The organism is Methanobrevibacter sp., from assembly GCF_017432245.1.
Lineage (GTDB): Archaea > Methanobacteriota > Methanobacteria > Methanobacteriales > Methanobacteriaceae > Methanobrevibacter.
Genome location: NZ_JAFRJO010000024.1, coordinates 1 through 15,824 on the forward strand (window position 1 = coordinate 1; position 15,824 = coordinate 15,824).

Consider the following 15,824-nt stretch of genomic DNA (forward strand, 5'->3'; position numbering starts at 1 on the left):
CCTTGAAAAGGAGACTCATGATGACAGCAAGATATTACAAGATTGTCTCAAATCTTATCAAGAGGATTTTGAAGAAAGATTCATAAAGGAATTTTCCTATCAGTTTAAGGTTCAAAAAACATTATGCACATTGTCAGATGATGATTTGGACTATTTCTTTGAAAAACTAAAGGAAAAGGAAGCAGATAAGCTAATATCTGAATATGGAGATATGGATAATCAATCAATACTTGTTAAGGAATTCTTGAAAAGAGGATTGGTTCTAACATTATTGCCAGCAATCCATAAAAGGGAATTGGCTAAAATTTGGCTATTATAATGCTTATTAAATACTTATTATTGATTTAAAAATTGGAGATAAAAAATGGATTTATTGTTAATCTTATCACAAGAACATGACAAACTACCATTGGCTGAACTTAGGGCAGTTTTGGAAATAGAGGAAATAGAGACAGAATTGGAAATAGTTTGTCCAGGATTAGTAATTTTAAGAAATCTTGATGAGGATGTTTTTGATGATTACTATAGGATTTTCGTTAGAAGGTTAGGATACACTCATGAGGTTCATCAATTGATAGATGAATGCGATTATGAGGATTTGGACAATGCTGTCAAAGCTATTGACTGGTCAGAATATGTTGATGAGAACTTTGCAGTCAGAGTTAAAAGATTCAACACTGAAATAGATACCGTAGCTACTGAAAGGAGAGTAGGTCATTTGATCTTAACAAGCACTGAAAACATTTCAGTTAACTTATCTGACCCTAAATCATTCATTAGAGTTGTAGTTCATCATAATCATGTTTATCTCTGTTACGGAAAATATCAGCTTAATAAGAAGTATTTTGAAGAGATGAAACCTCATAAGAGACCATTTTTCCATCCAGGTTGCATGAGTCCTAAACTTGCTCGATGCATGGCTAATTTAGCCAGGGTTAAAGAGGGTGATGTCGTTCTTGATCCTTTCTGCGGTACTGGAGGAATCCTTATTGAAGCAGGTCTTATTGGATGTAAGGTAATTGGCTGTGATATTGACTGGAAAATGAAAAAAGGCACTGCAACTAATTTGGAATATGCTGGAATCACAAACTATAAGACTCATGTTGTTGATGTCCGTGAACTTGAAATGTATGAAGAGGTTGATGCAGTTGTTACAGATCCGCCTTATGGAATTTCCACAACTACCTGTGGTGAAGGTACTTCTGGAATATTCAGTGAATTCCTGCAATCAATTGAACATAGTATGAAGAAAGATGCACTTTTAGTGATGGCTAGTCCACATACATTAGATATCGATTCACTCCTCAATGATGTAGGTTTCATATTATTGGAAAGGTATGAAATTAAAATGCATAGAAGCTTAACTCGTATCATTTCTGTGATAGCTAAAATTCATTAAATTGCATTGTTTAATTTTTATAATAATAAATAGTTTACATGTAATAGATACAATAGTAAACATTTTTAATTTTATTCTATTTTTGTTTTTTTTAAAAAAAGAGATTAAGTTTTAGTATTTTTAAAAAAGATTTAAAAAAAGTTATTTGGTTCAACAAATAAAAGTTGAACCTTGATTTTTATTGAACTAGTGTAAACCGCAGCCAACACATTCATGTGCAGGAATGCCAATTTCCTGTTCTTCATCGACTATTTCTTGCTTTAATTCTTGAACAGTTACTGAAATAAAGGAATATTCAGGTTTTTCAATGATTGGTGAAATTCCCTTAAAGTAGCAGTGGATATTTCCAGTGCATGCAATGTCAATGAGAATTGGTTCAGGGATTTTAAATCCTTTAAAGTATGATTCAATATCGTTGATTTGATCTTTAGGAACTCTGAGGTTAAAAGACATCATTCCATCTTCTTTTGTTCTGATTCCAACGTGTGCTTGATTAACTAATAATTCATTTCCGTATTCTTGTTTAAATATTACGCAGTCTTCTCTATTTACCATACTAGTCCCTCCATTCATTTTATCATTAGTTTAATGTATTTGTTAGTATAATGTAAATTTTAAAATTTTTATTATTTAGTATACTATTATTGTTTTATTTAATATAAACTTTTTTATAAAAATCATTTTTGTCACTATTTGTTTTGTTGAAATGGGATAAAAATTTCCTTTTATTTCAAAAGATATAACCCTATCAAGTCTTTATTTCAATAATACTTGAAAAAATATCTTAATTCAGTTAATTAAGCAATATCTCCTAATTTTATTATTTTTTTATAGTTTTTAAGTAGTTTTTACCATAATCTTTATATTAGTTTAATTACATATTTAATTAATGCTATGTATTATATAATATATTAAATATATAAGCATAGATAATAAATTAATAAAACAAAACAATTAAAATTTAAAAAACAAAAATCAAAAGATGGTTAAAATGAGTGACGTAAACAAAGATATCGGTATGAGAATTAGAGAATTAAGAGAATTATCCGATATTACAACAGAAGAAATTGCTAAAGAACTTGATGTAGACGAAGAAACTTATATTTCATATGAAAATGGTATTATTGACATTCCAGCTAGTTTCTTATACCAAATTGCACAGATTTTCAATGTTGATTTAGCTTTGATTCTTACTGGTGAAGAAACTCGTATGACTTATTTTGATGTTACAAGAGCAGACAAAGGTTTTGCTGTTGACAGAAGGAAAGAATATAAGTATGAAAACTTATGTAAGAAATTTGTTCATAAAAAAGCTGAAATGTTTATTGTAACTGTTGATCCTAAAGAAGATGCTATTCCTTCTTTGAATTCACATGCAGGTCAAGAATTTAACTATATTCTTGAAGGAACTGTTAAAATATTCATTAAAGACAATGAGATTATTTTAAACGAAGGAGATTCTATATTCTTTGATGCAACTTGTGAACATGCAATGATTGCTTTAAACGATGAAAAAGCTAAATTTTTAGCTGTAATTATGTAATTAAAATAGAATATAAAAACGAAAATATTAACGAATAACTGAAATAATGAATATTTAATATTGAAATAATGGATATTTAACAAAATTTACAATAAAATAAGAAGGATTAATGGCTATATTCAAGGGGAGTATTAGCTTAGATTAAAAATAGAGTGATATAATGACATCTTTAATAGGAAACTTTGTAAACAGAGTTGATTTCAAATCCTATAAGGATTTTTACGATAATTTTGAATTTACTGTACCCAAAGACTTTAACTTTGGTTTTGATGTAGTGGATGAGTATGCAAGAATAGACCCAGAAAAGCTTGCATTGATTTGGTGTGACGATAACGAGAAGAAGGTCTTCACCTTTTTGGATATGAAAAAATTATCCAATAAAGCTGCTAACTTCTTCAAATCCCAAGGAATTAACAAAGGGGATGCAGTATTGCTTACCTTAAAAAACAGGTATGAATTCTGGATCTGCATGACTGCACTTCACAAAATTGGTGCAATAGCTATTCCAACCACTCACATGGTAAAACTTCATGATATAATTTATAGAGTGGAAAATGCAAGCATTAAAATGGTTGTCTCTGTAGAAGAGGACCAATTGATTCCTGATTATGAAGCTTGTGAAGAAGAGTTAGGCATTGAACTTAAGAAAGCTCTTGTAGGAAATATCGAAAAAGAAGGTTGGTTAAACTTTGATGAGGAACTCGCTAAGATGAGTGATGAGTTTGAAAGGCCAACTGGAGAGGATGCAACTCATGAGGATGAAACTTTCCTTATTTACTTCTCAAGCGGTACCACTGGAAACCCTAAAATGGTTGCACATGCTCATACTTATGCAATTGGACACTTGATCACTGCAAAATACTGGCATAATGTTGTAGAAGACGGTGTTCACCACACCTCTGCTGATACCGGATGGGGTAAGGCAGTATGGGGTAACTACTACGGTCAATGGATTGCAGGTTCTGCAGTATTTGTTTACGATTATGTAAGGTTCAATGGTTTGGATTTAATGGAAAAGATCATTGAAAACAAGGTAAACACTTTCTGTGCACCTCCAACAATCTACAGGTTCCTGATTAAGGAAGACTTGTCCCAATTTGACTTTTCAAATGTCCAATACGCAACTACAGCTGGAGAGCCATTGCCTCCTGAAGTATTCAATAGATTTAAAGAATTTACAGGTCTTGAAATTAAAGAAGGATTCGGTCAAACCGAAACAACCCTTTCATTGGCTACTTTCATTTGGATGGAATCTAAAACTGGCTGTGTAGGTAAACCATCCCCTGCATATAAGATAAGGCTTTTGGATTCAGACCAAAATGTGGTGGACATTGGTTCTGAAGGAGAAATCTGTTTTGACATTTCAGGAGAAAGGTCTGTAGGTTTATTTAAGGAATATTACAGAAACCAAGAAAAGACTGATGAAGTGTGCCATGATGGTTACTATCACTGCGGAGACACTGCATATGTGGATGAAGACGGTTATTACACATTTGTCGGTAGAAATGACGATATAATCAAGTCTTCCGGTTACCGTATTGGGCCGTACGAAGTGGAAAACGCAGTAATTTCTCACCCTTCAGTATTGGAATGTGCAATTACAGGTGTTCCTGATGAATTGAGAGGCCAAATTGTTAAGGCAACAATCGTTCTTGCAAAAGGATTCAAGCCAAGTGAAGAGCTTAAAAAGGATATTCAAAATCATGTAAAGCATGAAACCGCTCCTTATAAATATCCAAGAATGATTGAGTTTGTTGAAGAATTGCCTAAAACAATCAGTGGTAAGATTCAAAGAAAGATAATCAGAACTGAAGATGAGAATAAGCTTAAATAGTTTTTTCTCTTCTTATATTTTTTTAAAATTTCTAATTAATAATCTGATTAAGTTTAAAAGAAAAATCAATGCTCAATCTTATTAAATTAACAATTTCATAAAATTAAAAAATTAAATTTATTATAGGATAGTGAATAAATGAAGGTAAATCAAATTAAACCATATCCTGTCATTAGCAAAAACAATTGTAAGGCATGTTTAAGATGTATAAGCGCTTGCAAAGAGGAATGCCTTAAATTAAGTGAAGAGATTAATGATAGTGGATATCAATATGCAGAATATACTGGAGAAGGCTGTATTGGTTGTGGAGATTGTTATTACACTTGTCCTGAACCATTAGCTATTGAAGTTCATATTCCTAGAAGGACTAGAAAACCTAAAGGAGATGCTTAAATGAGTAACCAAATCGTAAAAGGAAATACAGCTGTAATCATCGGAGCATTATATGCTGGCTGTGATTGTTTCTTTGGCTATCCAATCACTCCTGCAAGTGAGATTCTCCATGAGGCATCCAAATATTTCCCAATGGTAGGAAGAAAATTTGTACAGGCTGAAAGTGAAGAGGCTTCTGTAAACATGATTTACGGTGGAGCTTCAACCGGTCACAGAGTTATGAGCGCATCATCTGGACCTGGAATCAGCTTAATGCAAGAAGGATTCACCTTTTTAGCTGGTGCAGAATTGCCTGCAGTAATTGTAGATGTTATGAGAGCAGGTCCTGGTTTAGGTAATATCGGTCCTGAACAAGGAGATTATAATCAAATCGTAAAAGGTGGAGGTCATGGAAACTATAGAAATATAGTATTGGCACCTAACAGCGTTCAGGAAATGTGTGATTTCACTATGAAAGCATTTGAGCTTTCAACCAAATACAGAAACCCTGTTGTTGTCCTTGCTGATGCAGTATTAGGTCAAATGGCTGAACCTTTAAGATTCCCTAAAGAAGCAGTCAATCCAGAAATTGATGAATCATGGGCTGTAAGAGGCAATAAGGAAACCATGAACAATTTAGTGACTTCAATTTTCCTTGACTTCAATCAATTAGAAGACTTTAACTTCCAAATTCAGGAAAAGTATGAAACAATCAGGCAAAATGAAGTTGTCTATGAAGAGTATATGGTTGAAGATGCTGAAATTGTTATTGTAGCTTATGGGACAAGCAGCAGATTATCCAGAACTGCTGTTGATGTTGCAAGAGAAAAAGGCATTAAATTAGGTCTCTTAAGACCAATCACCTTATTCCCATTCCCAGAAAAAAGAATCAAGGAATTGGCAGATAATGGTGTCCAATTTGTTTCTGTTGAAATGAGTAACGGGCAATTGAGAGAAGATGTAAAGGCAGCAGCTAATTACGATGATGTCCATTTGGTAAACAGAATGGGTGGAAATGTAATTGAGCTTAAGGATATTCTTAATGAAATCTATAAGATGGTAGGAATCGATGAACGTCACAAGGTTCATAGTGATGAAAAGGATTATGATGCAAGCTACCTAAATGATAAGGAATATCAGGAAGAATTAGATAATGATAACTATTATAATCATAGGGTTGTAGATTAGGGAGGTGAAAGAATGGATAATATTAAAGTAACTGATGAAAATGTTGAAAAAGTTCAAATGAGCGAAATTGAAGAAAAAGTTATTAAAAAGCCAGAATCCTTATATGATAGCTTCCCTAGAAAAGGAAATGACATTTACAATACTCATTACTGCGCTGGTTGCGGTCATGGTATTTTACATAAATTGATTGCAGAAGTGATGGATGAATTGGATATTCAAGAAAGATCCGTAATGATTTCTCCTGTAGGATGTGCTGTATTTGGATACTACTACTTTAACTGTGGAAATGTACAGACTGCACACGGAAGAGCTCCTGCGGTAGCTACTGGTATTTCAAGAGCTGAAGACAATGCTATTGTAATGAGTTATCAAGGAGATGGGGATTTAGCTTCCATTGGATTGAATGAAACATTGCAAGCTGCTAACCGTGGAGAAAAATTAGCTGTTTTCTTTGTAAACAACACTGTTTACGGAATGACTGGTGGTCAAATGGCACCAACTACATTGATTGGTGAAAAGACTGTAACCTGTCAAAACGGAAGGGACGCTAACTTTGCAGGATATCCATTGCACTTATGCGAATTATTGGATAACCTAAAGGCACCTGTCTTCATTGAAAGAGTTTCCTTAGCAAACCCTAAACTCATTAGAAAAGCTAAAATAGCTATTAAAAAAGCTTTAATGATTCAAAAGGAAGGTAAAGGTTATGCTTTCGTTGAAGTTTTATCACCTTGTCCAACCAATATAAGAAGAGATGTAAAAGGTGTTGAAGACTTCTTGGTAAATGAAATGGGTAAGGAATTCCCTGTAAAAAGATTTAGGGATTTATCCAAGGAAAGAGAACCTAAAGAAAGGCCTGTAAGTGATTTTTCCATTGAAACTCTTGATAAAGTCTTTGGAATAGACAGAAGCAAGGAAATCAAGGAAATCGAAGAGTACTTTGATGACATTAAAGTTAAAATAGTAGGTTTCGGTGGCCAAGGAGTATTAAGTACTGGTCTCACTCTTGCTCAAGCGGCATGTAGTGAAGGTAAGGAAGTGTCCTGGTACCCAAGCTATGGGCCAGAACAAAGAGGAGGAACTTCCAACTGTTCTGTAACCATTTCATCTAAAACCATCGGGTCTCCTGTTGTGGAGGAATGTGATATCTTAATCGCAATGAACAAGCCGGCTTTGGAAAAATACTCAATAGACGTTAAGGAAAAAGGAATAATTCTATACGATTCCCGTGCAGGAGATTACAATAAGGATAATCTTCATGTAAAGGATGATGTTGAGATCATTGCTATTCCAGCAAGAGCTATTGCAACTGAAGTGGGTAATGCAAAGGCTATGAACACTGCAATATTAGGTGCTTTAATGGAATTAGGTGCAGATAGCCCTATCTTATCTAAAGAAGCATTTGAAAACGGTATTAGGGATACCTTTGCAGCTAAACCAAAACTCATTGATGTAAACTTAAAGGTTTTGGAAGCTGGAGCAACTTGGTTAAGAGAAAACAGATAATTTTCTCTTTTCTTTATTTTTTTCTACTTTTTTTAATTCTATTTTTATTTTTTAATTCTATTTTTTTTACTATTTTTAGGTATTTTATTACTATTTCTTTTAATTTAACTTATTCTTATGATTTTAATTTTTTTAAAAAAGTTTATTATATAAAAAATTGAAATTATTATTTGAAAAGAACCTATTTTTAAAACTATATATGAGGAGATATTATCACTAAAGATTACGAATTTGACGCATTAGACGCTAAAGATCAATGTGTTAAATGGATTCAAGAATTTTTTGAAGAAAATGGGAAAGGTTGCAATGCTGTTGTAGGCATCTCTGGAGGCAAGGATAGCTCTGTAGTTGCTGCCTTATGTGTGGAAGCTTTAGGAAGAGACAGGGTAATAGGTGTCTTAATGCCTAATGATGTTCAATCAGACATTGATTTTGCAAAGCTTCTTGTAAATCATTTAGGAATAAAGCATTACATCATCAATGTCAAGGATGCTGTTAATGGAGTTTTAAATCAAATGATAAAATCTGATATTGAAATATCCGAACAGACCATGATAAATCTTCCACCTAGAATCCGCATGTCTGTTTTATATGCAGTAAGCCAAAGCAATAACGGTAGGGTTGCAAACAATTGCAATCTATCTGAAGATTGGGTAGGTTATGCAACAAGATATGGTGATGGAGCAGGAGACTTTTCACCACTTTCAAACCTAACTGTAACTGAAGTTAAGGAAATAGGAAGAAGCCTTAATTTACCTGATGAGTTAGTTGACAAAGTACCGATTGATGGACTCTCTGACCAATCTGATGAAGAGAAGCTTGGATTTACCTATGATGTATTGGATAAGTATATACGAACTGGTGAAATTAGTGATAAAAAGACAAAAGAAAGAATTGATTACCTCCATGAATTGAATAAATTCAAGTTGGAATTGATGCCAAGTTTCAAATATAAATAATTTTTTTTTTTTTTAAACTGTATAAGAAAAATAATAAATTTAAATAGCATAATTGATTTTTTTTTAGAGATGATTTCATGGCTGATAAATTTAGCAAAGAGACCCGCAGTTATATCATGTCAAGAATCAGGGGAAAGGACACCAAGCCGGAAATTCTTGTTCGCAAATATCTTTTTGCTAGAGGGCTTAGATTCCGTAAGAATGATAAGAGATATCCGGGACGTCCTGATGTTGTTCTTCCAAAGTATAAGACTGCTGTCTTTGTTCATGGTTGTTTCTGGCATCTTCATGAAGGATGCAAGTATGCTAAAATGCCAAAGTCAAATGTTGAGTACTGGGAGGAGAAACTCTATAGAAATAGGGAACGTGATGCTCGTAATCAGGAAGAGCTTAAAGCTATGGGTTGGACTGTTCTTACTGTGTGGGAGTGTGAATTGAAAAAGGACAAGCGTGAAGAGACACTTGAAATCTTATATGATAGGATAACCTCCCAAGATAGTGATGAGTAGAAGAATTATTACAATTTCAACTAATTTTTTATCATTTGTAATAATTTATAACGATTTATAATTATTTATAACGATTTAACACGATTTTTTTCTAAAATAAAAGATTGTTTGTAGTTTAATCGGGAAAATACGAACAATCAGAGGATTAAATCGTATGTATTTATATAGTAGTTTTTGTATAATAGTAAATAATATATGATTTTTTAAAATGTGAAAATCGTATATAATTTTTATGTTCTATGAAAATATAGGACTTAAAAAATGGAGTCGCTAAATGTTTATGACTGTATTTTTTAGTTTCTTAGTATTTTTAGGAATGTTAGTTTTCCTAAACGAAGGAGATATTATCCTCGATTATATATAAGCGATATATAATAATACTAATACCTGTACTATTGTACAATGTATTCATTTGAATGATAGATTTAACTATTATTCTGTTTTATTTTTTCAATTAAGTTTTTTTAAAAAAACTTAATTCTTTAATTCTTTTTTTAAAATAATTTCATATGAATATATTTGCGTGGGCTGGTAGCTCAGATGGTAGATCGTCGCCTTGGCATGGCGGAGGCCCCGGGTTCAAATCCCGGTCAGTCCACTTTATTTTTATTATTATCTTATTTTCATCAATTTTTTATTTCTAAATTGTTTTTTCTAAATTGTATTTATGAATTGTTTTTTCTGAATTGTAATTTTAATTATTTAACATTTTTTAACATTAAACGATCTTAACATTAAACTAAATATTATATACTTTAATAAATATATTTTAATATAATATAGATTTTTAAACGATTTGAAATCTATTTTAATGATACTAATTATTATAATTCAAAAAGATTAAGAGGAATCAAATGACTTATAAAGAAATTTCCAAAGAGTTTTTAGATAAGGCTAATGTTAACATTGGTGATCCAATAAAGGTAACAAAGGAGGATATTTCCTATGAGGGAATATTGCTTGACAGATCTGAAGATGCAAAAGATGCTTATATTGTAATTAAACTTGACAGCGGATATAATGTTGGAGTAAACATTGAATCTGCATCCATTGAACTTATTGAAAAGGGAGACCAGCCAAAAATAGGTTTTGAAGGAGATAAAATAGAAAAAGACCCTAATAAGCAAAACATCTCCATCATATCCACTGGAGGTACAGTATCCTCAATCATCGATTACAAGACTGGAGCTGTACACCCTAAATTCACTGCAGAAGACTTGTTAAGGGCAAACCCTGAATTATTGGATCTTGCAAATTATGATGTAAAGGCATTATATAACATTTTATCTGAAAATATGCAGCCGGAATATTGGGTAAAGGCAGCGGAGTCCATTGCTGATGACATCAATAATGGTGCTGATGGGATTGTGATTGCTCATGGTACAGACACTATGCATTACACATCAGCTGCATTAAGTTTTATGATTAAAACACCAGTTCCAATTGTAATAACTGGTGCACAAAGAAGTTCAGACAGGCCTTCAACTGATGCTTTCCTGAATATTTACAACTCTTGTGGTGCTGCATTGTCAGACATTGCAGAGGTTACAGTATTGATGCACAATACATTGAATGATGGGGACTGTGCACTTCATAAGGGTACTAAGGTACGTAAGATGCACACAAGCAGAAGAGACACTTTCAGAAGCATTGACTCAGAGCCAATAGCTCTTTTAAGAGATGGTAAAGTGAAATCAGTCAATCTCCCATATACAAAACGTGGAGAAAATGAATTGGAATTGAATACTGCTATTGAAAGCAAAGTTGCTTTAATTAAATCATTCCCAGGCATCAGCTCTGATATCATTGATTATCACATAGACAAAGGATACAAAGGATTGCTTATAGAAGGAACTGGTCTTGGACATGTTCCTGATTATATGGTTGATGCACTTCAAAGAGCTAATGATGAAGGCATACCAGTTGTAATGACTTCCCAATGCTTATACGGTACAATAAACATGAATGTTTACAGTACAGGAAGGCTATTGCAGGATGCTGGTGTAATTTCCGGTATGGACATGACACCTGAAACAGCTTATGTGAAATTGGCATGGGCTTTAGGACAGACTGAAGACTTGAATGAAGTTAAGGATATAATTCAAACCAATGTTGCTGGAGAATTGAATGAAAGTTCTTCACTTAAGTATTTCTTGAATTAGGAGGGTAAAAAAATGGCTAAAAACAAATCTAAAAAAGGAAACAAAGGAAACAAAAACAATAAGTCTGAAACTCCTAAGATTGAAAGAAATTGGGAAGAACTTGGACTTATGATGGGTTTAGAAATTCACCAACAATTGAATACAAAGCATAAGCTTTTCTGTCCATGTTCAACTGAACTTATTGATGATGAATTCGATGATGGAATCATAAGAAACCTAAGGCCAACTCAAAGTGAATTAGGTCAAATAGACAGAGCTGCTTTGCAGGAATCCTTAAGGGACATGACCTTTAAGTATGAGTCATTCAACAATCATACTTGCCTTGTTGAAACTGATGATGAGCCTCCTCATGCATTGAATAGAGAAGCATTGGACATCTGTATCACTATCGCTTCCCTTTTAAACATGAAGATGGTGGATGAGTTCCATACAATGAGAAAACAGGTAATTGACGGAAGTAACACAGGTGGTTTCCAAAGAACTGGTCTTGCAGCTACTGACGGTTACTTGGACACTCCATATGGTAGAGTAGCCATTGAATCATTAGGGCTTGAAGAGGATGCAGCAAGAAGAATTGATTCAGATGATGAATTTACAGAATTCAGGCTTGACAGATTAGGAATTCCTCTTGCAGAAATCACTACAGACCCTTCTATGCACCATCCGGAGCAAATCAAGGAAGTTGCTTACATGATTGGTCAGGTATTAAGAAGCACTAATGTAAAAAGAGGAATAGGTACAATCCGTCAGGATGTTAACATCTCCATTACAAGAGGTGCAAGAGTGGAAATCAAAGGTGTGCAAGACCTTGACTTGATGCCTGAAATAGTAGAAAGAGAGGTCCAAAGACAATTGGCCCTTGCAGATATAAAGGATGAACTCATTAAAAGAAATGCAAGTGTTGAAGATACCATTTATGATCTTGATGAGGTATTTAAAGACACTTCATCTAAGATTTTATCCTCTGCAGCATGCATTAAAGGTATTATCTTAAGAGGATTTGATGGCCTTATCGGTAAAGAGATTCAACCAGGCAGAAGATTCGGTACTGAATTGTCAAGTTATGCTAAAAAGATGGGTGTTTCAGGTCTTTTCCACACAGATGAATTGCCTGCGTACGGTATAGGTGCTGATGAAGTGGATGCTATGAAAGAGTTCTTGAAAATAGGTCCTCAAGATGCAATCATTATTGTGGCTCATGACGAGGATGTTGCTGTAAATGCATTGAATGAAGTCATAAGAAGAGCAAACATGGCTTTTGATGGTGTAGTTGAAGAAACCAGAAAAGCATTGGATGATGGAAATACTGAGTACATGAGACCTCTTCCAACTGCAAACAGAATGTATCTTGAAACTGACATTCCATTGTTCCAAATCACTGATGATATGGTAGAACCTATAAAAAACAACCTTCCAGAACTTCCTGATGAGAAGAAGGAAAGAATCAAGAAAGAATACAAGCTAAGTGAAGATTTAGCTAGCCAAATCGTTAGAAGATTGCTTGGAGATACCTTTGAATCATTATTATCTAAAGTTAAAGTTGATCCAACTACAGTTGCTTCTGTACTTGTTTCCGATTTAAGGGATTTAAGAAGAGAAGGAATTGATGTTTCCATCTTTGATGAAGATAAATTGGTTGAAGTATTCTCACTTCTTGAAGAAGGAAAAATATCTAAGGATGCAATTAAAGACTTAATGATTGCAGTTAGCGAAAAACCAGATGCTGATGTGGCAGAAATTGCTGAAGAAGCTAATTTAACTCTTTTAAGTGAAGATGCAGTTAGAGACATCATTCATGAGATAGCTACTCAAAACGAATCCATGATTAAGGAACGTCAAATGGGTGCTATGGGTCCTTTAATGGGAATGAGCATGAAAAAGCTTAAAGGAAAAGCAGATGGTAGTTTAGTGAATAAGATTGTAAGAGAAGAGATTCAAAATCTTTTATAATTATATATCTTCTTTTCTTATTCTTTTTTATTATTGTTTTTCTTATTTTAAATTATTTTTCTTATTTTAAATTATTTTTCTTATTTTTAATTTTTTTATTTTTTTAAGATTTTAAATAAATCAATATTCCTTTAAAATTCTATTGAATTCATTCAAATCTATTTTTTCTTTTTCTCGCTCTGTCAAATCGATTGTTAAATCATCATCATTAAAAAGGATATTTTTGCCTTATACTTTTCCAGATTCTTTAGAAATTCATTTACTCGATTTATAAGATTTATAAGTTCCTCTTGATTTTTTGGATGAGCCAATTCCAAAATAGGAATATCTCTATTTTTCATTATGTTTATAACAAGCCGGTGCTCATTGATGCATCCTGTTCCACCAAATAGGATCAATTCATTCAATACGTCGTACATTGGCTTATAATCCTTTGGCCTATGTCCTAAGATAATGGCAGCTTCAGCATTCTGTATAATGACATCCATTAATGATAATCTTCCTCTGACTCCTGATGGAATTTCATTGGTTGTGTATTTGTTTCCAATCAATATCCTTTCACCATATAATGTAAATGGAGCTCTGCTTCTGTCCAATTTATCATCTGGGTCTTCATTCTCATTATTATTGTACTTTGAAAAGTTAGTGGGGGAGATGTATTCATGCCCATTTTTTCAATTAGGGGGATAATAATCATTGCTGCATCAGGTATAACTGCCACTTTCATATGTTAGCCAATCCTTTTTTTAACTCTCTTTTGCTAATTTTTATATGTATTTTTCTTATTTTTTATATCTATATTATTATTTTTATCTTAAAATATATAAATAAGTAAGAATAATTGTTAATTAAGGAAACAATTTTATATTTTTCTTTTAATTTATAAATTGATGAATATTATTAATTATTAAATGATTTAAGTATTTTTTAGACAAGTCTTATTGGTGTAATTATGGAAGAATACGATATTATAGTTATTGGGGCAGGTCCTGCTGGATTGACTGCAGGAATGTATGCTGGAAGACAAAACTCAAAAACTTTAGTCATTGACAAGGGAATGGCTGGAGGATTAGGATTGGAAGTTCCTATGATGCAGAACTATCCTGGTTTTGACATGATTGCTGGAATGGAACTCATTCAAAAGATGAAGGCGCAAAGTGAGAAATACTGTGAGATTATGGAAAACACTGTAATCGATTCCATTGAAAAGGCAGAAGGAGGATTTAATTTAAAGACTAAGAATTCTCCATTGCTAATGACTAGCGATGATGCTGGTGAAAAGGAATTCTTCACTAAAACAATCATTTTTGCTACTGGATCAAGTCACAGGCATTTGAATGTTCCTGGTGAGGAAGAATTCCTAGGTCGTGGAGTGGCATATTGTGCAACCTGTGATGGAATGTTCTTCATTGGAAGAGATGTTCTTATGGTAGGTGGAGGAAACAGTGCTGCTCAAGAGGCATTATACCTTAATAATCTTGGATGCAATGTAAAATTGGTTCATAGAAGAGATGAGTTAAGATGTGAGCATCACCTTCAAAATGCCTTAAAGGAAAATGGAATAGAAGTCCTTTGGAACTCAACCATTGAAGAGATTAAAGGGGATATGGCTGTTGAATCAGTTACCCTTTTAAGGAATGGTAATGAAGAGGATTATAAAACAGATGCTGTCTTTGTAGCTATTGGTGATGATCCTTCCAATGAATTGGCAAAGGAATTAGGTGTTGCTTTAGATGATGACGGTTATATCATATCTGACAAGGATCAAGCTACCAATATAGAAGGAGTTTATGCTGCTGGTGATATCACTGGTGGAGTCAAGCAATGGGTAGTGGCTTGTGGAGAAGGCGCTGTAGCTGCTATGTCAGCTTATAAATATTTCAATATATGAATATTTTTCATATTTTTTATATTTTTTTAAGATTTTTATTATTCGTATTCAAACGAATTATTAATATTTTTTTAAAAAAAGAAATAACAAAAAAGAATATGATTAATACTCTTTTTCAGTTATAAAAATATATAATACATATGCTATTGCTAAAACAACAAGAATAGGAAGTAGCCATGCAAATAATTTAATTAAAACTGCTACAACAATAATAATTATTAAATAAGTAATTAATTCATCGATTTTCATAATCTTTTATTTATCTTTTAATAGTATTTAAATTTATTTGACTAAATTTATTTAAGTAAATTAATTTAAGTAATTTAACATTGATTAAAAAGTAGTAATTTAAATGTAGTAACTTTATATATTATATTAAATATATATTAAAATAATATAATATTATATAACTATTAAGCTAATAAATTCATTTATTTTTTAGCTTTAATATGATATTATACAAAGAATTTACTCGTAAAAATGATTTTGAGAGATTATATGACAATTTTAG

Annotated in this window: 13 protein-coding genes, 1 tRNA gene and 1 pseudogene; 13 read left to right on the forward strand and 2 right to left on the reverse strand. The window is 32.6% G+C overall.

The features are described 5' to 3' along the window. A pseudogene (locus tag IJI80_RS02045) lies at positions 1-319 on the forward strand (hypothetical protein); the annotation flags it as partial. Positions 320-364: 45 nt separating this feature from the next. Beyond that, the gene (locus IJI80_RS02050; protein WP_292787174.1) at positions 365-1,399 is read left to right on the forward strand and encodes a TIGR01177 family methyltransferase; all 1,035 of its coding nucleotides are present in this window, start codon (positions 365-367) and stop codon (positions 1,397-1,399) included. A 186-nt stretch (positions 1,400-1,585) separates the two neighbouring features. On the opposite strand, the gene IJI80_RS02055 is transcribed toward IJI80_RS02050, so the two are convergent. Then, on the reverse strand, positions 1,586-1,954 hold the full coding sequence (locus IJI80_RS02055; RefSeq protein WP_292787177.1) for a hypothetical protein: 369 nt from the start codon (positions 1,952-1,954) through the stop codon (positions 1,586-1,588). A gap of 427 nt (positions 1,955-2,381) precedes the next feature. Here IJI80_RS02055 and IJI80_RS02060 point away from each other — a divergent pair, with 427 nt between their 5' ends. The 10 genes from IJI80_RS02060 (at position 2,382) to gatE (ending at position 13,422) form a co-directional block, all read left to right on the forward strand. Continuing rightward, the gene (locus IJI80_RS02060) at positions 2,382-2,942 is read left to right on the forward strand and encodes a cupin domain-containing protein (protein WP_292787180.1); all 561 of its coding nucleotides are present in this window, start codon (positions 2,382-2,384) and stop codon (positions 2,940-2,942) included. Positions 2,943-3,102: 160 nt separating this feature from the next. Continuing rightward, on the forward strand, positions 3,103-4,776 hold the full coding sequence (locus tag IJI80_RS02065) for an AMP-binding protein (RefSeq protein ID WP_292787183.1): 1,674 nt from the start codon (positions 3,103-3,105) through the stop codon (positions 4,774-4,776). A gap of 138 nt (positions 4,777-4,914) precedes the next feature. Continuing rightward, positions 4,915-5,169 carry a ferredoxin family protein gene (locus IJI80_RS02070; RefSeq protein WP_292787186.1) on the forward strand — a complete coding sequence of 85 codons (255 nt, stop codon included), beginning with the start codon at positions 4,915-4,917 and terminating at the stop codon, positions 5,167-5,169. Further along, positions 5,170-6,336 carry a 3-methyl-2-oxobutanoate dehydrogenase subunit VorB gene (locus IJI80_RS02075; RefSeq protein WP_292787189.1) on the forward strand — a complete coding sequence of 389 codons (1,167 nt, stop codon included), beginning with the start codon at positions 5,170-5,172 and terminating at the stop codon, positions 6,334-6,336. Between the two features lie 12 nt (positions 6,337-6,348). Beyond that, a complete protein-coding gene (locus tag IJI80_RS02080; protein ID WP_292787191.1) occupies positions 6,349-7,842 on the forward strand; it encodes a 2-oxoacid:acceptor oxidoreductase family protein in 1,494 nt (497 codons plus the stop codon). A 212-nt stretch (positions 7,843-8,054) separates the two neighbouring features. Further along, positions 8,055-8,801, forward strand: coding sequence for an NAD(+) synthase (nadE, locus tag IJI80_RS02085; protein ID WP_292787203.1), 747 nt, complete (start codon positions 8,055-8,057; stop codon positions 8,799-8,801). Between the two features lie 77 nt (positions 8,802-8,878). Beyond that, positions 8,879-9,310, forward strand: a complete 432-nt coding sequence (locus IJI80_RS02090; protein WP_292787194.1) for a very short patch repair endonuclease — start codon at positions 8,879-8,881, stop codon at positions 9,308-9,310. Positions 9,311-9,835: 525 nt separating this feature from the next. After that, a tRNA-Ala gene (locus tag IJI80_RS02095) sits at positions 9,836-9,908 on the forward strand. Positions 9,909-10,164: 256 nt separating this feature from the next. After that, positions 10,165-11,472, forward strand: coding sequence for a Glu-tRNA(Gln) amidotransferase subunit GatD (gene gatD, locus IJI80_RS02100; protein ID WP_292787196.1), 1,308 nt, complete (start codon positions 10,165-10,167; stop codon positions 11,470-11,472). Between the two features lie 12 nt (positions 11,473-11,484). Then, positions 11,485-13,422 carry a Glu-tRNA(Gln) amidotransferase subunit GatE gene (gene gatE, locus IJI80_RS02105; protein WP_292787198.1) on the forward strand — a complete coding sequence of 646 codons (1,938 nt, stop codon included), beginning with the start codon at positions 11,485-11,487 and terminating at the stop codon, positions 13,420-13,422. 194 nt (positions 13,423-13,616) lie between these two features. Here gatE and IJI80_RS02110 read toward each other — a convergent pair whose 3' ends face one another. Continuing rightward, the gene (locus IJI80_RS02110) at positions 13,617-14,078 is read right to left on the reverse strand and encodes a DUF2112 family protein (protein ID WP_292787204.1); all 462 of its coding nucleotides are present in this window, start codon (positions 14,076-14,078) and stop codon (positions 13,617-13,619) included. A 296-nt stretch (positions 14,079-14,374) separates the two neighbouring features. On the opposite strand from IJI80_RS02110, the gene IJI80_RS02115 reads away from it, so the two are divergent. Further along, positions 14,375-15,313, forward strand: coding sequence for an FAD-dependent oxidoreductase (locus IJI80_RS02115; RefSeq protein WP_292787201.1), 939 nt, complete (start codon positions 14,375-14,377; stop codon positions 15,311-15,313). The last annotated feature ends 511 nt before the right edge of the window (positions 15,314-15,824 follow it).